The sequence below is a fragment of the Streptomyces termitum genome (assembly GCF_014650175.1).
GTDB classification, from domain to species: Bacteria; Actinomycetota; Actinomycetes; order Streptomycetales; family Streptomycetaceae; genus Streptomyces; species Streptomyces termitum.
On record NZ_BMUL01000021.1, the window covers coordinates 76,608 to 95,938 of the forward strand.

Genomic DNA, 19,331 nt, shown 5'->3' on the forward strand with positions numbered 1-19,331 from the left:
CCGTGCCCGGCGTTCCGTACGTTCCCCCGGGAGCGTACGGAACGCCGGGCCGCCCCGGCCCGCCACGAACCACCAGGACAGGAACCCGCCATGACCGACCCCGCGCCCCGGCCGGAGTTCCGGCTCGCCTCCGTCTTCGACCACGCGGACCCGGAGACGGGACCGGGCTTCGCCACGGACCACCCGGTCGTCGAGGACCCCGAGCTGCACGCCCTGCTGCTGGAGCGGCTGGCGGCCGGGACGCCCGTCCTCGCGACGCCGGTCCTGATGGACGACGTGCTGGACGCCTCCCGGGTCGCGGAGGTGCCGCTCACCTTCCGTACGGACGGGCGGTGGGTGTGGACGGACACCGTCACCTACTACCTGGAGAACTACGCGCTCGCCCCCGACCCCGAACTGCTGGCGCACCTGACCGACCCCGGCTACGCGGTGTCCGGCCCCCTCGGGCAGGACGTCGTGGAGCGGGCCGCCGCCTTCGTCCTCACCCCGGCGCCGGAGGGCACCGAGGTCCATCCGCTGGGCTGACCGGGGACGGTGAACCCCGGGGCGCCGCCGGTCCGTTCGTACGTGCGCGGAGGGTTCGCGACGACCGAGGGGACCGAGGGGAATGACCGTGGACGACAACGAGGTGCGGGGCGGGAACGCCGCCGGGCGGGACGCGGCGGGCATCAGCCTGCCCACCGTCGCCTGGCAGCAGGCGGACGGGGAGCCCGCGGAGGAGACCGGCGGCGCGCCGGTGACGGGCGCCGTGGCGCCGGAGCCGAAGGCGGAGACCGGGCCGGAAGCGGAACCGGAGGCCGTCGCGCCCGCCGGCGCCGTCCCGGCCCTCCCCTCCGACCCGGAGACCGGCACCGGCACCGGCACCGATACGGACGCCGACGGCGACGTCCGGGCGGACGCCCCGGCGGACGCCGACGCCGAGGAGGACCCGCAGGTCGAGGTCCCCGTGGCCGTGCCCGCCGCGCGGGCCGAGGGCCGGCCCGCGCGGCGGCTGTCGAAGCCGATGATCGCGGCGGCGGCCACCTCGGGCGTGGTCCTGATGGGCGTGCCGCTGCTGCTGTCGCAGCTCGGCGGGGGCGGCGGCGGGGGCGGCCAGGGCCCGGTGCCGCCGCGCCCCAGCGGGTACAACCAGGCCGACGGCGGTCCGGGCGGTTTCGTGCCGCGGGCGGACGCGCCGGAGAAGGGCTCCTCGGTGCCGGGCGCCGCCCTGCCGGGGGCGACGGGCGCGCCGGGCGGAAGGACGACGGTGGCCGGGAAGGGCCCGCTGGCCACGGGCGTCGCCGGGGTCGGCGTCGGCATGGGGATGCCGGCCGCCCCGGTGCCGACCGAGTCGGGGGCCCCGGCCGCCGGCAAGGGCGGCGGCGGGGGCGGGGGCGCGAAGCCGACCGGCGCGTCCGGCGGCGGCGCGCCCACCACGGTCCCCGCGGTGCCCCGGGAGACGGCCGGCACCCCGCAGAAGCCGGCCAGCCAGGCCCCTCCGGCTCCCCCGGCGCCTCCGGCGAAGCGGCAGTACTCGGCGGTGGCGGGCCCGAACTGCGCGAGCACGGGGGCGGGCTTCACGTACAGCGGCTGGTACACCGACGGCAAGGAGGGCTGGCAGAAGTACGGCTCCGGCGGCTACTCCGGCGGCGGCTGCAACGGCTCCTTCCTGTCACTGCCGATGTCCGGGAAGGCGGGTTCGGACGCGGGGAACGCGCTGCGCTGGACCTTCCGCACCGGTTCCTTCACCACCGGCACCTGCCAGGTGTCGGTGCACATCCCGAGCAACGGCGACATCAAGGCGGTCGGCGGGAAGCCGGCGTACTACACGGTGCACGCGGGGGCCACGGGCAGCGATCCGATCCTGCGGTCCTTCAACGTCGACCAGCCGTCCCTGCGGGGCCAGTGGGTGAGCGCGGGCAGCGTCCGCATCACCGGCGGCGTGCTGACGGTGAAGCTGCACGACCGGGGCCTGGACTGGTCCGGTTCGCAGAAGACGTACGCGCACCACGCGGGCGACGCCGCCCGGGTCCAGTGCACCTCGGCCTGAGAACATCCGACACCGCCTGAAAGGGAACCACCACGCATGTCGCGCCATGTGCTGACCGTGAGCGCCGAGGCGCAGAGCGACCGTCCGGCCCCCGGCGGCCCCTACCGCACCATCGGGGCGGCCCTGGAGGCCGCGCGCGGCGGCGCGGTGATCTCGGTGCGCCCGGGGCGGTACGAGGAGAACCTGGTCATCACCAAGATGGTGACGATCACCGCGGAGGACCCGAACGGGACCGTGCGGATCGTGCCGCCCCGGGGGACGGTGGTGCAGGTGGTGGCCGAGGCGGTGCAGCTGACGGGCCTGGTGCTCCAGGGCCGGGACGACGAACTGCCCGCCGTGGACGTGCCGCGCGGGCAGGCGGCGCTCCAGGACTGCGAGGTGGTGGGCAACGCCTGGACGGCCGTACTGACCCGGCAGCAGGGTTCGCTGGCGATGCGGGGCTGCCGGGTGACCAACCCGGGCGGCGCGGGGATCGTGGAGACGTCCACGGGCACCAGCGTGATCGACGGCTGCGTGGTGGAGCACCTGGGCACGTCGGCGGTGGTGATCGGCGAGCGCGCCAATCCGACCTTCCGCAACTGCGTGCTGCGCGACGCCCGGGGCAACGGGGTGTGCGCGAACGGCGAGGGCCGGGGGCTGATCGAGGACTGCGAGATCTCGGCCACCGACAAGCCGGCCATCGCCCTGGAGCAGAACAGCGCGACCCGGGTGGTGCGGACCTCGGTCCGCGACTGCCTGCTCGGGGTGTACGTCAGCTCCAAGGAGCGGGTGGTCCTGGAGGAGTGCTCGGTGTCCTCGACGAAGGTGCACGGCATCGCGCTCGCCGAGGGCACCGACCCGCTGCTGAGCCGCTGCCGGGTCTCCCGGACGAAGGGCAACGGCATTCACGTGACGGGGCGTTCGCGCGGCGCGTTCGAGGACTGCGAGGTGACCGCCGCCGAGGGCGTCGGGATCTGGGTGGAGGAGTCCTCGGGCCCCTCCTTCAAGCGGTGCTCGGTGCGGGACGCGAAGGAGGCCGGGGTCCAGCTGACCGGTGACAGCGCCCCGGACTTCGACCGGCTGGAGGTGCGCGGCGGGGCGGCGGCGGGGGTGCGCGTCCTGGAGGGCGCGAACCCGATGCTGCGGCGGCTGGACGTGTCGGACACGGCCGGGGCCGGGGTGGAGGTGACCCGGGGCGGCCGGGGCCGGCTGGAGGCGTCGGAGGTGTCGGGGACGGGGCAGTCCGGGGTGCGGATCTCGGACGGCGGGGACGCCTACGTGGGCACCACGGTGGTCCGGGGGACCGGTGCGGCCGGGGTGTCGGTCGGCCGGGAGGGCGTGGCGACGCTGCGGGACTGCGAGGTGTCCGAATCGCCGCAGGAGGGCGTCCTCGTGGAGGACGGCGGGGAGCTGACGGCGGCCCGCACCCGGGTGCGGTCGTGCCGGCGGTACGGCTTCCGGGTCGCGGAGGGCGGCCGGGCCTCGCTGAACCGGTGCGAGGCGGTGGACAACACCGGCGACGGCATCCGCGTGGACTCGACGGAGGCGGTGCGGGTGCACGACTGCTCGGTGTCGGGGAACGGCGGCTCGGGGCTGCGGCAGCTGAAGCCGTCGTCGCGGCTCGCGGTGGAGAACCTGACGAGCACGGAGAACGAGCTGCCGGACGCGTACGGGGAGGCCGCGGCGGCCTCCGGCGGCGCGGGCGCGGCGGCGGGCGGCCCGCGCGGGGAGGACGGCTCCGGGGGCGCGGAGGGCGCCGTGGACGGTCCGCCGGGCGGGGGCGGGGAGCCGGCGGGCGCGTCGCGCCGCCCGGACGGCCCGCTGGAGGCGCTGAACGCGCTGGTGGGCCTGGACGGGGTGAAGGAGCAGGTCGCCACCCTTGTCAACCTGAACAAGCTGGCGCGGCGGCGGGAGCTGGCGGGGATGCCCGCGCTGCCGATGAGCCGGCACCTGATCTTCGCGGGGCCGCCCGGCACCGGCAAGACGACGGTGGCCCGGCTGTACGGCTCGATCCTGGCCGAGCTGGAGGTGCTGCCGTCGGGCCATCTGGTGGAGGTGGCGCGGGCGGACCTGGTGGCGTCGATCATCGGCGGCACCGCGATCAAGACGACGGAGGTGTTCCAGCAGGCCCTGGGCGGCGTGCTGTTCATCGACGAGGCGTACACCCTGTCGCAGGGGACCGGCGGCAGCGGCCCCGACTTCGGCCGGGAGGCCATCGACACGCTGGTGAAGCTGATGGAGGACCACCGCGACGAGGTCGTGGTGATCGTGGCCGGGTACTCGGAGGAGATGCGGGGCTTCCTGGACTCCAACCCGGGTCTGGCGTCCCGCTTCAGCCGCACGGTGGAGTTCGCGAACTACGCGGACGACGAGCTGACGACGATCGTGGCGATGTCGGCCGCCTCGCACGGCTACCAGCTCGCCGACGGCACGCGCGACGCGCTGACCCGGCACTTCGAGACGATGGCGAAGGGCGCCGACTTCGGCAACGGCCGGGCGGCGCGCAAGGTGTTCGAGGAGATGGTGGACCGGCAGGCGTCCCGGCTGGCGGCGCTGACCGAGATCGGCAACGCCGATCTGGCGCTGCTCAAGCCGGAGGACGTGGGCGAGGAGGCCGCGGCGGCGGTCGCGGCGGACGGCGCGCCGGTGGAGCGCCGGACGGAACTCCTCGACGAGCTGCGGTCGATGATCGGCCTGCCCGCCGCGAAGGAGCAGGTCGAGGACCTGGTCAATCTGATCAAGCAGGTCAACCGGCGCAAGGAGGCCGGGCTGCCGACGGCGACGATCAGCCACCACGTGGTCTTCTCGGGTCCGCCCGGTACCGGCAAGACGACGGTGGCCCGGCTGTACGGGCAGTTGCTCGCCGAGCTGGGCGTGCTGTCGGGCGGCCAGCTGGTGGAGACGGCGCGGGCGGACCTGGTGGGCCGGTTCGTGGGCCACACCGCGCAGTTGACGAAGGAGGCGTTCGACCGGGCGCGCGGCGGCGTGCTGTTCGTCGACGAGGCGTACACGCTGACGCCGCGCGGCGGTTCGGGCAACGACTTCGGGCAGGAGGCGGTGGACACCCTCATGAAGCTGATGGAGGACCACCGCGACGAGGTCGTGGTGATCGTCGCCGGTTACGCCGACGAGATGCAGGGCTTCCTGGACTCCAACCCCGGTCTGGCGTCCCGCTTCTCCCGCTCGGTCGCCTTCGAGCACTACACGGACGGCGAGCTGGTGCAGATCGTGGAGGCGCTGTCCGACAAGGCGGGGTACGTGTGCCCGCCGGAGACGCTGGCGGCGCTGGGCGAGCTGTTCGCGGCGGTGCCGCGCGACCGGACCTTCGGCAACGGCCGGTTCGCCCGTCAGGTCCTGGAGTCGATGATCACCCGGCAGGCGGGCCGGCTCAGCCGGCTGGACGTCGAGGACGTGGCCGAGCTCAGCCTGCTGCTGCCGCAGGACGTGCCCTGGGACCGGGTGCCGGACGGTGTCGCGTGAGCCGGGGCGCGCGGGGCGGGGCGGCCCTCGTGGCGGCGGTGCTGTGCGGGTCCCTGGTCCTGTCGCCGGGGACGGCGGCGGCCGTGCCGGGCCCGGACGGCGGCACCGGAGCGGGCGTGGAGACGGGCGCGGCGGGGACGGGCGCGGCAGCGGGGACGGGTGCGGAGGCGGGGACGGATCCCGCCTCGCTGCCCGCCGTCACGCAGCGGCTCTCCGACGACGCCTGCCGCAAGGCGTCGCCCCGGAAGGTCACCGGGCTGCCGTGGCCCCAGGCGCGGCTGCGCCCGGACCGGGTCTGGCCGCTGACCGAGGGCGCCGGGGTGACGGTGGCGGTGCTGGGGTCGGGGGTGGACGACGCCGCCGGGCTGCTGGGCGGCCGGCTGAAGCGGACGCCGCGCCTCTTCCCGGCCGGCGGCCCGGCCGCGGACTGCGTCGGGCACGGCACCTTCGCGGCCGGTCTGATCGCGGCGGCCCCCACCCCGGGGGCCGGTTTCGCGGGCCTCGCGCCCGGGGCGCGGATCCTCGACGTGCCGGTGACCGACCGGCGCGGGAACACCACCGCCGACCTGCTGGCCGAGGGCGTCCGGGTGGCGGTCGGCGGCGGTGCCCGGGTCATCGCCGTGGTGGCGGTGGCGGGCACGGACAGCCCGAAGCTGCGGAGCGCCGTGCGGTACGCGGTCGGCAGGGGCGCGGTGGTGATCGCCCCGGTCTCCCCGGACGGGGCGAAGGGCGCGGCGTACCCGGCGGCCGATCCGCTGGTGCTGTCGGTGGCGGCGACCGGGCCCGGCGCGAAGGCGTCCGGGCAGGCCCCGGAGGGCCGGGTGGACCTGACGGCGCCGGGCGAGGCGGTGACGGGGCCGGGGCCGGGCGGCCGGGGCAGTTTCACGGCGTCCGGGCCGAGCTACGCGACGGCGCTGGTGGCCGGGACGGCGGCCCTGGTCCTGGGCCGGCACCCGGGGCTGAGCGGCCCGCAGCTGGTCCACCGGCTGCGCGCGACCACGTCGGGGCCGGGCGAGCCGCTGCCGGACCGGGCCCGGGGGTACGGCGCGGTCGACCCGGTCGCCGCCGTCACGGCCGTCCTCCCCGAGGAGCGGCGGGGCGCGGCGGGGACCGGCCGGGCGGCGGCGGTGCCCGGGGCCGTGATGCCGCCCGAGCCGGGGCCGTCCGCCGCCGGGTCCGCCTGGGGGGTGGCCGCCGGTTCGCTGGCGCTGCTGGCCGGGGTGGCGGGGGCGGCGGCCGTGCTGCCGAGGGGCCGGCGGCGGAAATGGCGGCCGGGCGGCTATCGCGCTCCGGAGCCGGCCCGGAGGGGCGCCGCCGACGCGGACTGACCGCGCGTTACCGGCCGGGGCGGAGACCACCGGCGCATTAGCAAAGCATTAGTCAAGGTTGTCAAGGTCGTTCCGACCAGTCCGACGTGACCGAACCGTCGGCGATCGATGCCGCCGTCCGCCGCCCCAGAGCCGTGACGTGCGGCGGGGAAGGAACGACCGGGGTGGGAACGCAGGAGAACGGCGCCGGTGGCACGATCCGCGGGGAGGCGGGCCCGGACGCCCGCGCGAAGGACCGGCCCCGGCCCGTCATGGACCGCGACACCCTGGCGGAGCTGCACCGGCTGCACGCCGCGGCCCTGTTGCGGGCCCTGCTCCGGCTGACCAGCGGGGACCGGGGCCGGGCCGAGGACATGCTCCAGGAGACCTTCCTGCGCGCCTGGCAGAACCCGCAGGCGCTGACCCGGGGCCCGGAGCACGGCCGCCCCTGGCTGTTCACCGTCGCCCGCCGCATCGCCATCGACCACTTCCGGGCGCTGTCCGCGCGGGCGAAGGAGCTGGGCGACGAGACGCCGGAGGACCGGGCGGCGGCGGACGATCCGTACGAGGAGATCGTGACCGCGCACGCGGTCGGCGACGCGCTCGCCGAACTCCCGCGCCACCAGCGGGAGGTGCTGGTGGAGCTGCACCTCAACGACCGTTCGACGGCGGACGCGGCGGAGGTGCTCGGCATCCCGCCGGGCACGGTCAAGTCCCGCAATTTCTACGCGGTACGAGCGCTGCGCCCGGTCCTGGAGCGGCACGGCCTCGCCCCGGCGTGACCGTCCGGCGCGGCCCCGCTGAACCGGCCGCGCCCACCGGGCCGTTCCCCCGGGCGACCGACGAGAGGGGGCCGAGGTGGCCACCGTCGTAGCCAGGAACGACATGGACGCGCCGGAGCACTGGACGGACGCGCCCGACTACAGCCCCGGGCACTGGCGTGCGAGGCGCCCCGCGCTCCCCCCGGAGCCGGCCCCCGCGCCGCCCCCGGAGCCCCTGCCGGAGACCACCGGACCCGTACCGGCGGAGCCCGTGACGGCGGAGGCCCCGGTGGTGGAACCCGTACCGGCGGAGCACGTACCGGTGGAATCCGTGACGGCGGAACCTGTGACGGCGGAATCCGTGACGGCGGAGGCCCCGGTGGGGGAACCCGTACCGGTGGGGGAACCCGTGCCGGCGGAGCACGTGCCGCCGGTGATGGTGCCGGAACCGGCGCGGGAGCACCCGCCGGTGACGGCGCACGGGACCGGGGTCGAGGCCGGGCCCGGTCCCGGGCCCGAAGCCTGGGACCGGGACCGGGACGGGGACGGGGACGCGGCCGAGACCGTGGCCATGGACGCGTACGCCGCGCTTCCCGGCGTCCCGGTGGCCCCGGCGCGCCGGGCCGCGCGGCCGCTGTTCCGGATCGGGCGGCGCGCGGTGCCCGGCGGGGCCTTGGACGACCTGCGGATCCCGCTGCTGCGCAGCCACCGGATCGCGGTGATCGGCCTGAGCGGCGGCGCCGGGAAGACGACGATCGCCCTGGCGCTCGGCGCGGTGCTGGCGCGGGAGCGGGCCGACCGGGTGGTGGCCGTGGACGCGAGCCCCGACTCGGGCGCGCTGGGCCGCCGGGTCCAGCGGCAGTCCGGCGCCGGGGTGCGGGACCTGGTCGCCGCGCTCCCCCGGCTGCGGACCTACATGGACATCCGGGCCTTCACCTCGCAGACGCCCAGCGGCCTGGAGGTCGTGGCGCACGACCCGGACCCGGCGGACGCGCGGCCGTTCGGCGAGGCGGAGTACCGGCAGGTCGTCGGGGCGCTGGCCGGGCAGTACCCGCTCGTCCTCACCGACGCCGGGACCGGCATGCCGCACGACACCCTGCGCGCGGTCCTGGAGCTGTCGGACCAGCTGGTCGTGGCGGCGGCGCCGGGCGCGGACGGGCTGGCCGGGGCCGGGCTGGTCTTCGACCGGCTGGCGGCCCTCGGCCACGAGGAGAAGGCGCGGGGCGCGGTCACGGTCTTCTCCGGGGTGCGCACCGCGCCGGGCCGGGCGGACGAGGCCGCCGCGCACTTCCGGCAGCGCTGCCGGGGCGTGGTGACCGTCCCGTACGACCCGCACCTGGCCCGGGGCGGCGAGGTCGACCCCGCGTGGATGCGGGGCCGGACCCGGACCGCGTACTACGAGCTGGCGGCGCTGGTCGCCCGGGGCTTCCCCCTCGGCTGACGCTTCCCCGCGCCCGCCCCCCACCCGTTTCCCGTTTCCGTTTCCCGTTTCCGTTTCCGAGAACACTGGAGAGCACCTATGGCCTGGTACGAGGGCCCCTGCCGGATCACCGTCATCGGCGTCGACGCCGACTGGCCGCAGCGCGCGGTGGTCACCGTCTCCGGCCCGCGCGGGGCGCGGATCGAGATCCCGGGCGTGGCGGGCACGGTCCGGCACGTGGACGCGGCGGGCTGGCACCTGAACGTGGAGCACCAGTACGAGGGCCGGTGGCGGCCCAACATCCGGGCGGTCAGGAGCCGCTGGGAGACGGTGGACGGCGTCCGCACCCAGACGATCACCAGCAAGGACGTGGACTGGCCGGGCGGCAACCAGCACGAGCGGAACCTGGTGCTGCTCCTGGAGCAGGTCGGCGAGGAGGCCCGGCGGCCGCGCGAGCAGGCCGGGGAGGCGGGCCGGGGGGCGCCGTCCCGCGCGGTGACGCAGTCGGAGGCGGAGACCCCGCTGCGCCGGGCGGCGTCCGGTCCGGCCTCCGTGCCCACCGGTTCCGTCTCGGGCGGTTCCGTCTTCGGCACCCCGCCCGGCACGTCCGGCAAAAGCTCCGGGAGCACGTCCGGGACCGCTTCCGGCGGGGCTTCCGGGGGCGCCACGTCCACGAGCAGCAGCAGTCCCTGGTAGCCCGCTGTCCGATCCGTACAAGACGGCGCCGGGGCGGATGCCTACCGTCGGGGGCATGAACGCACTCCGACTCGACCTCATCGGCCTGGTGGTCTCCGACATGGCCGCCTCGCTCGCCTTCTACCGCCGGCTCGGCCTCGACCTCCCGGCCGGTGCGGAGGACGCCCCGCACGTGGAGGTGGTCCTGCCCGGCGGGCTGCGGCTCGCCTGGGACACGGAGGAGTCCGTCCGGTCCTTCGACCCGTCCTACCGGCGGGGTGACGGGGGCCGGGGCGAGCTGGCCTTCCGGTGCGGCACGGCGGCGGAGGTGGACGCGGCGTACGCGGAGCTGACCGGGGCCGGGCACACCGGGCACCTGGCGCCGTGGGACGCGGTGTGGGGGCAGCGGTACGCGGTCGTGCTCGACCCGGACGGCTACGGGGTCTCCCTCTTCGCGGACGTGCCGTCCGGCGCCTGACCGCGCGCCGCGCGGGCGTAGGCCCCGGGGGTGGTGTCCGCCAGCGCGCGGGCGTCGCGCCCCAGGTGGGCCTGGTCGGTGTAGCCGGCGCGGGCGGCGGCCCCGGCGGGCGGGACGCCGTCCCGCAGGAGGGCCAGGGCGCGCTGGAGGCGGAGGATCCGGGACAGCGTCAGGGGGCCGTAGCCGAAGGCGTCCAGGGAGAGCCGGTGGAGGCGGCGGGGGCCGATCCCGAGGGCGTCGGCGGTCTCGGCGACCGGGCGGCCCGCGCCGAGCCGGGCGGTGACCGCGCGGAGCAGCGGGTCGGCGGGGGCGGCGTCGGCGGCGCGGCGCAGCGCGTACTCCTCCAGGGCGAGGGCCGGGTCGGGGGCGGCGGCGATCCGGTCGGCGAGGCGGCGGGCGGGGGCGGCGCCCCACAGTTCGGCCGGGTCGACCCGGAGGTCGCGCAGCGCGCGGGCCGGGACGCCGAGGAGGCGGGGGGCGTCGCCGGGGGCGAAGCGCAGTCCGGCGTAGCGGGCGACGGCGCCCCGGGGGCGGTACGGGCGGGTGTCGGGGCCCGCGACGAGGAGCCGTCCGTCGGCCCAGATCAGGTCCATGCAGCCGTCGGGGACGACCGGTCCGGCGGACACGACGGGGGCGGGGGCCGTCCGGGTCCACAGGACGGCGCCGTCGAGCCGGGCCGGGCGTTCCTCGTACACACCGCCCAGCTTAGGAGGCGTCCCGGGGGGGCGTCAGTCCTTCTCGCGGCCGGAGTGGAGGCGGGCCTTCACGTCGTCGGGGGGCAGGAACCTGGACCAGCGCTCGGGGAACTCGGACGGCATGTCGGGGTCGTCCTCGTCGACGTCGTCGGCCTCGGCCCGGATGCGGGCGACGAGTTCGGCGGCCTGGACGGCGCGGGCCCGCTCGTTGGCCTCGCGGGCGGCGGCGGTGGCGACGGAGGGCCAGACCCGGTCGATGGCGGCGTTGACGGCGGCGCCGACGAGGACGGCGAAGGCGGAGACGCCGATCCAGAGGAGGACGGCGATGGGGGCGGCGAGCGAGCCGTAGATGGTGGGGCCCTCGACCTGGCTGGTGAGGTAGATCCGCAGCAGGAAGCTGCCGAGGATCCACATGGCGAGGGCGACGAGGGCGCCGGGGATGTCCTCGATCCAGGGCGAGCGGACCGGGACGGAGACGTGGTAGAGCGTGGTGAGGAAGGCGACGGAGAGCAGGATGACGGCCGGCCAGTAGAGGACGGCGACGACGTCGGTGCCCCAGGGGACGAGGGCGACGACCCGGTCGGGTCCGGCGACCGCCAGCGGCAGGACGACGGCGCCGATGAGCAGGGCCACGACGTAGAGGAGCAGGGCGAGGAGCCGGGTCTTGACGATGCCCCGGTGGCCGTCGAGGCCGTACATGACGGTGATGGTGTCGATGAAGACGTTGACGGCGCGGGAGCCGGACCAGAGGGCGATGGCGAAGCCGAGGGAGATCAGGTCGGGCCGCTTGCCCTGGGTGATGTCGTCGAGGAGGGGTTCGGCGATCTCGCCGACGCCCCGGTCGGAGAGGACCGCTCCGGCGGCGTGGAGGATGTTCTCCCGGATGCTGGCGACGGTGTCGGTGTTGGTCCAGTCGTCGGCGTAGCCGAGGACGGCGATGAGGCCGAGCAGCAGGGGCGGCAGGGACAGCAGGGTGAAGAAGGCGGCCTCGGCGGCGAGGCCGAGGATCCGGTACTCGATGCACGAGTTGACGGTGTCCTTGAGGAGCAGCCAGACCATCTTCCGCTTCGAGACGTTGCGGTAGAGGACGCGGGCGCGGTGGAGCCTGCTCCAGGGGCGCCGCTCCGGCCGTTCGGGTGTTTCGCTTGCTGCCTGCACCCGCTTACCGTATCCGCACGACGGGGGGCCCACGCACCGTGGCCGTCCGGCTCGCGGGCCCGGTGGGCGGGGGCTTCCGGGAGGTTTCGGCCGCGCGTACCGGGGGTGTGCCGGGCCGGGCCGCGCGAGGCGGGGCGGGCGGGGCGGCACGCGCGGAAGGCGGGGGTGGTGCTGCGCCGACACGGCACCACCACCCGCCTCCACCACCCTCGCTCAGGGGGGCGGGAAGCGGCCAGAGTTGCAAAGGGTTGCGGCATTACGTGAAACGGGGCGCCGCGGGGTCCCTCCGGACGGCACGATGGTCCCCCGGCACGCAACGGAGCTCCGGCCGACCGTCCGGACCCCGCGGAACCGATCCAGCGCACCGGGTGGCGGAGAGGGACCGATGAACGACACGCGGCTCGACATGAAGCGGCTGGCCGCCATGGACTCCCTCCAGGCGGCCCGGCTGCTGCGCCGGGTCCGGGAGGAGACCCTGGCGGGCCGGCGGCCGCCGATCGCGCCCCGCCCGGAGATCGACGCCTCCTGGCGGCGGATGGCGCGGCTCGGCCTCGATCCCGACCGGGGCACCAGCACGGTGCTGCTGCGCCGGGACGAGCTGGAGCGGCGGCGGCGGGCGACCCTGCTCGCCGACGTGATGCAGACGCTCAGCGCGGGGCTGGCCGGGATCGCCGACGCCTCGCTCCAGATCATGGTCGTCACCGACGAGCACGGCCGGGTGCTGTGGCGGGAGGGGCATCCGGCGGTGATGCGGCGGGCGCAGCTGATCTGCCTGGAGGAGGGGGCGGCCTGGACCGAGCAGAGCACCGGGACGAACGCGGTGGGGACCGCGCTCGCCACCCACCGGGCGGTGCAGGTGCACTCGGCGGAGCACTACGTGGAGGCGCTGCGGGACTGGACCTGCGCGGCGGCGCCGGTGCACGACCCGCGCGACGGGCGGCTGCTGGGCATCGTGGACGTGAGCGGTCCGGCCTCCACCTTCCATCCGTCGATGCTGGCACTGGTGGGTTCGGTGGCGCGGCTGGCCGAGGCGGAGCTGCGCGAGCGGCACCGGGGGGCGGTGGAGCGGCTGCGGGCGGTGGCGGCGCCGATCCTGTGCCGGGTGGGCGGCCGGGCGGTCGCGGTGGACGTCCACGGCTGGACGGCGGCGGTGACGGGGCTGGCGCCGGTGGACCGGGTCGCGCTGCCGAAGGGGCTGGGGGCGGGCCCGGCGTGGCTGCCGTCGCTGGGGCTGTGCGCGGTGGAGCCGCTGCCGGGGGGCTGGCTGCTGCGGGTGGAGGAGGACACCGCTCCGGCGGGCGCGGGGTCGGGGGCGGCGGGCCGGGTGGTGCTCGACCTGAGCCGGCCGCGCCGCTGGACGGTGGCGGTGTCGGGGGCGGCGGGGAGCTGGCAGCAGGAGCTGAGCCCGCGCCACGCCGAGCTGCTGTACCTGCTGGCGCTGCATCCGGAGGGGCGGACGGCGGCGGAGCTGGCGGAGGACGTGTTCGGGGACCGGACGCGGACGGTGACGGTGCGGGCCGAGCTGTCGCGGATGCGCCGCACCCTGGCGGGGGTGCTGGCGCACCGCCCGTACCGCTTCCGCGAGGAGCTCGTGGTGGAGGTGCTGCGTCCGGAGCGGCCGGAGGAGCTGTTCCCCTACTCGTCGGCCCCGGCGATCCGCGCGGGCGGCCGGGTCCCGGGGGCCCGGGTCGCGGACGCCCGGGTTTCCGGGGCCCTGGTCCCGGGGGCTCTGGTTCCGGGCGCCCGGCTCCCGGGGGCCCCGGAGGAGCACGGCGGGCGGGGCGAGGGGGTGCGCGGGGGGCACGGGGAGCGGGTGCCGGTGCCCCGGGAGGGGCGCGGCGGGCGGCCGCCCGGACCGGGTGTCCACATGTCGGACAGCCGTCCGGGGATCCCGCCCGACCCGGCCTGGGAATCCGTCGCTCCGCATGATGCGATGGAGCCATGAGCATCAGTGTCACCATCTGGTCCCTGGAACAGACCTCGCCCGACGACCTGCGTCCGGCGCGGGCCTTGGAGGGCGACGACGTCGTCATCCGCCGTTCCGAGGTGCCCTCGCCCGAGTTCAGCCGCTTCCTCTACACCGCCGTCGGCGGCGACGTCCACTGGGGCGACCGGCTGCCGCTGTCGTACGCGCAGTGGAAGGAGGTGGCGGAGAAGCCGGGCGCCGAGGTGTGGGTGGCGTACGACCGGGGGACGCCGGCCGGGTACGTGGAGTTCGACCCGCAGGACGACGGCGTGGTGGAGATCGTCTACTTCGGCCTGATCGCGGCCTTCCGGGGGCGCGGGATCGGCGGCCACCTGCTCACCGAGGGGATCCGGCGGGCCTGGGACCTGGCGGAGCGCTGGCCGGACCGGGAGCCGACGAAGCGGGTGTGGCTGCACACCTGCTCGCTGGACGGCCCGCACGCGATGCCGAACTACGAGCGGCGGGGCTTCCGGCTCTTCGACACCAGGGTGGAGGAGGCCGAGGAAGGTCCGACCCCGGGGCCGTGGCCCGGGGCCGCGGCCTGACGCGCCGCCGCGGCGCCGCCCTCCTGCGAAAGGGGCCCTGATCAGGGCCCCTTTTGCGTGACCCAGACCACACCGTCTCACTTATCGAGACTTTCACGTCCACATGACGGACGATGCTGGACTGGGTCCAAAGTCCCGTGACACGCTTCCGCCATGCCTGGAACTGGAACTGCCTTGGTGAGTCGACGACACGTCGATCTCGGCCGCGTGTCCAGCGCCATCTGTCCGGTGCGCTGAACAGCCAGCACCGCCGCCCCTCCCCCTCTGCCCGACCCCTGCTGCGCACCGCCGCGCCACCCTCTCTCCTGCGCGCGAGTGTGCAGGTCAGAGCCGCCCTCTCGCAGTCCCGAAGGACAAGACGCCATGGCCGCCACCCCGGAAAACCCCACTCCCGCCGCCGCCCGCCGCAAGGCCGGACGCCACCGTGGCGAGGGTCAGTGGGCCGCGGGGCACTTCACCCCGCTGAACGGCAATGAGCAGTTCAAGAAGGATGACGACGGTCTCAATGTGCGGACACGTATTGAGACGATCTACTCCCAGCGTGGATTCGACTCGATCGACCCCAACGACCTGCGCGGGCGCATGCGCTGGTGGGGGCTCTACACCCAGCGGCGACAGGGCCTCGACGGCACCAAGACCGGTGTCCTGGAGCCGGAGGAGCTGGACGACGAGTTCTTCATGCTGCGCGTCCGCATCGACGGCGGCCGGCTGACCACCCGGCAGCTCCGGGTGATCGGCGAGATCTCCGAGGAGTTCGCGCGCGGCACCGCCGACATCACGGACCGGCAGAACGTCCAGTACCACTGGATCCGCATCGAGGACGTCCCCGAGATCTGGAACCGCCTGGAGGCGGTCGGCCTCTCCACCACCGAGGCGTGCGGCGACACCCCGCGCACCATCCTCGGCTCCCCGGTGGCCGGCATCGCCGCCGACGAGATCGTCGACGGCACGCCCGCGATCGAGGAGATCCACCGCCGGATCATCGGCAACAAGGACTTCTCCAACCTGCCCCGCAAGTTCAAGACCGCGGTCTCCGGCTCGCCGCTGCTCGACGTGGCGCACGAGATCAACGACGTCGCCTTCGTCGGCGTCGTCCACCCGGAGCACGGCCCCGGCTTCGACGTCTGGGTCGGCGGCGGTCTCTCCACCAACCCCAAGCTCGGCGTCCGGCTCGGCGCCTGGGTCCCGGTCGAGGAGGTCGCCGACGTCCACGAGGGCGTCATCTCGATCTTCCGCGACTACGGCTACCGCCGGCTGCGCAACCGCGCCCGTCTGAAGTTCCTCGTCGCCGACTGGGGCCCGGAGAAGTTCCGGCGGATCCTGGAGGACGAGTACCTGGAGCGGAAGCTCGTCGACGGCCCCGCGCCGCAGGAGCCCGCCGGCCGCTGGCGCGACCACGTCGGCGTCCACCGGCAGAACGACGGCCTCTTCTACGTCGGCTTCGCCCCGCGCGTCGGCCGCGTGGACGGCGCCACCCTGACGAAGATCGCCGAGGTCGCCGAGGCGCACGGCTCCGGCCGGGTCCGCACCACCGCCGAGCAGAAGCTCATCGTCCTGGACGTCCCCGAGGCGCAGGTCGAGTCGCTGGTCGCCGCCCTGGAGGCGCTCGACCTGCGGGTCACCCCGTCCCCGTTCCGGCGCGGCACGATGGCCTGCACCGGCATCGAGTTCTGCAAGCTCGCCATCGTCGAGACGAAGGGCCGCGGCTCCTCGCTCATCGACGAACTGGAGCGCCGCCTCCCGGACTTCGACGAGCCGCTGACCATCAACATCAACGGCTGCCCGAACGCCTGCGCCCGCATCCAGGTCGCCGACATCGGCCTCAAGGGCCAGCTCGTCCTGGACGACGAGGGCAACCGCGTCGAGGGCTACCAGGTCCACCTGGGCGGCGCCCTCGGCCTGGAGGCCGGCTTCGGCCGCAAGGTCCGCGGCCTGAAGGTCACCGCGACCGAACTCCCCGACTACGTCGAGCGCGTCCTCACCCGCTACCACGCGGAGCGCGAGGACGGCGAGCGCTTCGCCGCCTGGACGGCCCGCGCCTCCGAGGAGTCGCTGTCGTGAGCGAGCGAGCCGCGCCGTTCTTCTGCCCGTACTGCGGCGACGAGGACCTGCGCCCGGACGAGCGGGGGCACGGGGCCTGGGACTGCGTCGCCTGCGGCCGGGCCTTCCAGCTGAAGTTCCTGGGGCTGCTCGCCCCGGGCACCACCGGAGTCGACACCACACGGAGGGAGGGGATATGACGACCGCTCAGGTCACCGAGGAGACCACCGCCGAGGAGCTGCGCGCCCTGGCCGAGCAGGCCGGACGCGACCTGGAGGACGCCTCCGCGCTGGAGATCCTCCAGTGGGCCGCGGCCGCCTTCGGCCCCCGCTTCTGCGTCACCTCCTCCATGGAGGACGCGGTCGTCGCCCACCTCGCCTCCCGCGCCCTGCCCGGCGTGGACGTCGTCTTCCTCGACACCGGCTACCACTTCGAGGAGACGATCGGCACCCGGGACGCCGTGGACGCCGTCATGGACGTCAACGTCATCACCCTGACCCCGCGGCAGACCGTGGCCGAGCAGGACGCCGAGCACGGGCCGCGGCTGTACGAGCGCGACCCCGACCTGTGCTGCGCCCTGCGCAAGCTCGCCCCGCTCCAGGACGGCCTGACCGCCTACAGCGCGTGGGCCACCGGCCTGCGCCGCGACGAGTCCCCGACCCGGGCGAACACCCCGGTCGTCGGCTGGGACGAGAAGCGGCGGAAGGTGAAGGTCTCCCCCATCGCCCGCTGGACGCAGGACGACGTCGACGCCTACGTCGCCGAGTACGGGGTCCTCACCAACCCGCTCCTCATGGACGGTTACGCCTCCGTCGGCTGCGCCCCCTGCACCCGCCGGGTCGCGGCGGGCGAGGACGCGCGGGCCGGCCGCTGGGCCGGGCGCGCCAAGACCGAATGCGGGCTGCACGGCTGATGACCACCCCCCACACCCCCCAGGAGAACCACGTGACCGGTGCCACCGTCTGGCTGACCGGCCTGCCGAGCGCCGGCAAGACCACGATCGCCTACGAGCTGGCCGGGCGGCTGCGCGAGGAGGGCCGCCGCGTCGAGATCCTCGACGGCGACGAGATCCGCGAGTTCCTCTCCGCCGGCCTCGGCTTCTCCCGCGAGGACCGCTTCACCAACGTGCAGCGGATCGGCTTCGTCGCCGAGCTGCTCGCCTCGCACGGCGTGACCGTGCTGGTCCCGGTCATCGCCCCGTACGCCGACAGCCGCGAGGCGGTCCGCAAGCGCCACCAGGCCGAGGGCACCGCCTTCGTCGAGGTGCACGTGGCCACCCCGGTGGAGGTGTGCTCCGTCCGGGACGTCAAGGGCCTGTACGCCCGGCAGGCGGCGGGCGAGATCTCCGGCCTGACCGGCGTCGACGACCCGTACGAGGCACCCCAGGCACCCGACCTGCGCATCGAGTCGCACACCCAGACCGTGCGCGAATCGGCCTCGGCCCTGCACGCACTGCTCACCGAGAGGGGCCTGCTGTGAGCGACGCGCGCGTGACCACCGGCCCGCAGACGAGCACGCAAGCCGCACCTCTGCGCCACGCGGGCGGAGAAGCGAACGAAAGGACCGCAGCATGACGACCGTCGCTCATGCCCACGACACCACGGACAGTCCGTTCGCGCTGTCGCACCTCGACTCCCTGGAGTCGGAGGCCGTGCACATCTTCCGCGAGGTCGCGGGCGAGTTCGAACGACCGGTGATCCTCTTCTCCGGCGGCAAGGACTCCATCGTCATGCTCCACCTCGCGCTGAAGGCCTTCGCCCCCGCACCCGTCCCCTTCACCCTCCTCCACGTCGACACCGGCCACAACTTCCCCGAAGTCCTCGCCTACCGCGACCGCGTGGTCGCCGAGCACGGACTGCGCCTGCACGTCGCCTCCGTCCAGGACTACATCGACGCCGGGAAACTCCGCGAACGCCCCGACGGCACCCGCAACCCCCTCCAGACCGTGCCGCTGACCGAAGCCATCCAGCAGCACCGCTTCGACGCCGTCTTCGGCGGCGGACGCCGCGACGAGGAAAAAGCCCGCGCCAAGGAACGCGTCTTCTCCCTCCGAGACGAGTTCTCCCAGTGGGACCCCCGCCGCCAGCGCCCCGAACTCTGGCAGCTCTACAACGGCCGCCACGCCCCCGGCGAACACGTCCGCGTCTTCCCCCTCTCCAACTGGACCGAACTCGACGTCTGGCAGTACATCCAGCGCGAAGCCATCGACCTCCCCCCCATCTACTACGCCCACGAGCGCGAGGTCTTCGCCCGCAACGGCATGTGGCTGACCGCCGGCGACTGGGGCGGCCCGAAGGAGTCGGAGACGGTCGAGACGCGGCTGATCCGCTACCGCACCGTCGGTGACATGTCCTGCACCGGCGCCGTCGACTCCGACGCCACCACGCTGGACGCCGTCATCGCCGAGATCGCCGCCTCCCGGCTCACCGAGCGGGGCGCGACCCGCGCCGACGACAAGATGTCCGAGGCCGCGATGGAAGACCGCAAGCGCGAAGGGTACTTCTAACCATGAGCACGTCCACCGAGCAGCCGTCGCCCGAACTGGCCGCGACCACCCTGCTGCGCTTCGCCACCGCGGGCTCCGTCGACGACGGCAAGTCCACCCTCGTCGGCCGGCTCCTGCACGACTCCAAGTCGGTCCTCGCCGACCAGCTGGAGGCCGTCGAGCAGGTCTCGCGCGGCCGGGGCCAGGAGGCGCCGGACCTGGCGCTGCTGACCGACGGGCTGCGGGCCGAGCGCGAGCAGGGCATCACCATCGATGTGGCGTACCGCTACTTCGCCACCCCGCGCCGCCGCTT

The 19,331-nt window shown here is 75.2% G+C and carries 17 protein-coding genes and 2 pseudogenes; 17 read left to right on the plus strand and 2 right to left on the minus strand.

The window, feature by feature from the left end; translation table 11 throughout:
- Positions 1–90 precede the first annotated feature (90 nt).
- The 8 genes from IE219_RS28595 (at position 91) to IE219_RS28630 (ending at position 10,129) form a co-directional block, all read left to right on the plus strand.
- The gene (locus IE219_RS28595; protein ID WP_189982722.1) at positions 91–525 is read left to right on the plus strand and encodes a hypothetical protein; all 435 of its coding nucleotides are present in this window, start codon (positions 91–93) and stop codon (positions 523–525) included.
- Between the two features lie 88 nt (positions 526–613).
- The gene (locus tag IE219_RS28600) at positions 614–2,029 is read left to right on the plus strand and encodes a hypothetical protein (protein WP_189982724.1); all 1,416 of its coding nucleotides are present in this window, start codon (positions 614–616) and stop codon (positions 2,027–2,029) included.
- A gap of 36 nt (positions 2,030–2,065) precedes the next feature.
- Positions 2,066–5,488: a right-handed parallel beta-helix repeat-containing protein gene (locus IE219_RS28605; RefSeq protein ID WP_189982725.1), complete on the plus strand. Its 3,423-nt coding sequence runs from the start codon at positions 2,066–2,068 to the stop codon at positions 5,486–5,488.
- Positions 5,485–6,816, plus strand: coding sequence for a S8 family serine peptidase (locus IE219_RS28610; protein WP_189982728.1), 1,332 nt, complete (start codon positions 5,485–5,487; stop codon positions 6,814–6,816). Before IE219_RS28605 ends, IE219_RS28610 begins: the two co-directional genes overlap by 4 nt.
- Before the next feature lie 164 nt (positions 6,817–6,980).
- Positions 6,981–7,577, plus strand: coding sequence for a sigma-70 family RNA polymerase sigma factor (locus tag IE219_RS28615; RefSeq protein ID WP_229850122.1), 597 nt, complete (start codon positions 6,981–6,983; stop codon positions 7,575–7,577).
- Between the two features lie 76 nt (positions 7,578–7,653).
- A complete protein-coding gene (locus IE219_RS28620) occupies positions 7,654–8,997 on the plus strand; it encodes a MinD/ParA family ATP-binding protein (RefSeq protein ID WP_189982731.1) in 1,344 nt (447 codons plus the stop codon).
- A gap of 78 nt (positions 8,998–9,075) precedes the next feature.
- Positions 9,076–9,672 (plus strand): hypothetical protein, encoded by a 597-nt coding sequence (locus tag IE219_RS28625; protein ID WP_189982733.1) that lies wholly within the window; start codon positions 9,076–9,078, stop codon positions 9,670–9,672.
- Between the two features lie 55 nt (positions 9,673–9,727).
- Positions 9,728–10,129 (plus strand): VOC family protein, encoded by a 402-nt coding sequence (locus IE219_RS28630; protein ID WP_229850123.1) that lies wholly within the window; start codon positions 9,728–9,730, stop codon positions 10,127–10,129.
- Here the strand turns inward: IE219_RS28630 and IE219_RS28635 are convergent.
- Together IE219_RS28635 and IE219_RS28640 are read right to left on the minus strand one after the other, a co-directional pair.
- Positions 10,087–10,824 (minus strand): helix-turn-helix domain-containing protein, encoded by a 738-nt coding sequence (locus IE219_RS28635; RefSeq protein WP_189982737.1) that lies wholly within the window; start codon positions 10,822–10,824, stop codon positions 10,087–10,089. The genes IE219_RS28630 and IE219_RS28635 overlap by 43 nt on opposite strands.
- A gap of 33 nt (positions 10,825–10,857) precedes the next feature.
- Positions 10,858–11,982 (minus strand): YihY/virulence factor BrkB family protein, encoded by a 1,125-nt coding sequence (locus tag IE219_RS28640; RefSeq protein WP_189982739.1) that lies wholly within the window; start codon positions 11,980–11,982, stop codon positions 10,858–10,860.
- A gap of 385 nt (positions 11,983–12,367) precedes the next feature.
- Here IE219_RS28640 and IE219_RS28645 point away from each other — a divergent pair.
- The 9 genes and pseudogenes from IE219_RS28645 to IE219_RS28680 all read left to right on the plus strand — a co-directional run.
- Positions 12,368–13,648, plus strand: a pseudogene (locus tag IE219_RS28645) (helix-turn-helix domain-containing protein); the annotation flags it as partial.
- A 275-nt stretch (positions 13,649–13,923) separates the two neighbouring features.
- Positions 13,924–14,493, plus strand: a complete 570-nt coding sequence (locus IE219_RS28650) for a GNAT family N-acetyltransferase (protein ID WP_189982741.1) — start codon at positions 13,924–13,926, stop codon at positions 14,491–14,493.
- 153 nt (positions 14,494–14,646) lie between these two features.
- Complete coding sequence (locus tag IE219_RS32600) at positions 14,647–14,730, plus strand: putative leader peptide (RefSeq protein ID WP_356726799.1); 84 nt, start codon at positions 14,647–14,649, stop codon at positions 14,728–14,730.
- 126 nt (positions 14,731–14,856) lie between these two features.
- Positions 14,857–16,554 carry a nitrite/sulfite reductase gene (locus IE219_RS28655; protein ID WP_189982743.1) on the plus strand — a complete coding sequence of 566 codons (1,698 nt, stop codon included), beginning with the start codon at positions 14,857–14,859 and terminating at the stop codon, positions 16,552–16,554.
- On the plus strand, positions 16,551–16,733 hold the full coding sequence (locus tag IE219_RS28660) for a hypothetical protein (RefSeq protein ID WP_189982745.1): 183 nt from the start codon (positions 16,551–16,553) through the stop codon (positions 16,731–16,733). Before IE219_RS28655 ends, IE219_RS28660 begins: the two co-directional genes overlap by 4 nt.
- On the plus strand, positions 16,730–17,446 hold the full coding sequence (locus IE219_RS28665) for a phosphoadenylyl-sulfate reductase (protein WP_189982747.1): 717 nt from the start codon (positions 16,730–16,732) through the stop codon (positions 17,444–17,446). The genes IE219_RS28660 and IE219_RS28665 overlap by 4 nt, the downstream gene beginning before the upstream one ends.
- Complete coding sequence (cysC, locus tag IE219_RS28670) at positions 17,446–18,012, plus strand: adenylyl-sulfate kinase (RefSeq protein WP_189982749.1); 567 nt, start codon at positions 17,446–17,448, stop codon at positions 18,010–18,012. The genes IE219_RS28665 and cysC overlap by 1 nt, the downstream gene beginning before the upstream one ends.
- Before the next feature lie 91 nt (positions 18,013–18,103).
- A pseudogene (gene cysD, locus IE219_RS28675) lies at positions 18,104–18,976 on the plus strand (sulfate adenylyltransferase subunit CysD); the annotation flags it as partial.
- On the plus strand, positions 18,886–19,331 hold a 446-nt coding region (locus IE219_RS28680; RefSeq protein WP_308434051.1), incomplete at its 3' end, for a GTP-binding protein. The pseudogene cysD and the gene IE219_RS28680, both read left to right, overlap by 91 nt.

Excerpts from the sequence above, each read along its gene's own strand:
- IE219_RS28595 (WP_189982722.1), top strand. The coding sequence starts at position 91 with ATGACCGACCCCGCGCCCCGGCCGGAGTTCCGGCTCGCCTCCGTCTTC.
- IE219_RS28655 (WP_189982743.1), top strand. The coding sequence starts at position 14,857 with ATGGCCGCCACCCCGGAAAACCCCACTCCCGCCGCCGCCCGCCGCAAG.
- cysC (WP_189982749.1), top strand. The coding sequence starts at position 17,446 with ATGACCACCCCCCACACCCCCCAGGAGAACCACGTGACCGGTGCCACC.
- IE219_RS28650 (WP_189982741.1), top strand. The coding sequence starts at position 13,924 with ATGAGCATCAGTGTCACCATCTGGTCCCTGGAACAGACCTCGCCCGAC.
- IE219_RS28625 (WP_189982733.1), top strand. The coding sequence starts at position 9,076 with ATGGCCTGGTACGAGGGCCCCTGCCGGATCACCGTCATCGGCGTCGAC.
- IE219_RS28605 (WP_189982725.1), top strand. The coding sequence starts at position 2,066 with ATGTCGCGCCATGTGCTGACCGTGAGCGCCGAGGCGCAGAGCGACCGT.
- IE219_RS28630 (WP_229850123.1), top strand. The coding sequence starts at position 9,728 with ATGAACGCACTCCGACTCGACCTCATCGGCCTGGTGGTCTCCGACATG.
- IE219_RS32600 (WP_356726799.1), top strand. The coding sequence starts at position 14,647 with ATGCCTGGAACTGGAACTGCCTTGGTGAGTCGACGACACGTCGATCTC.
- IE219_RS28665 (WP_189982747.1), top strand. The coding sequence starts at position 16,730 with ATGACGACCGCTCAGGTCACCGAGGAGACCACCGCCGAGGAGCTGCGC.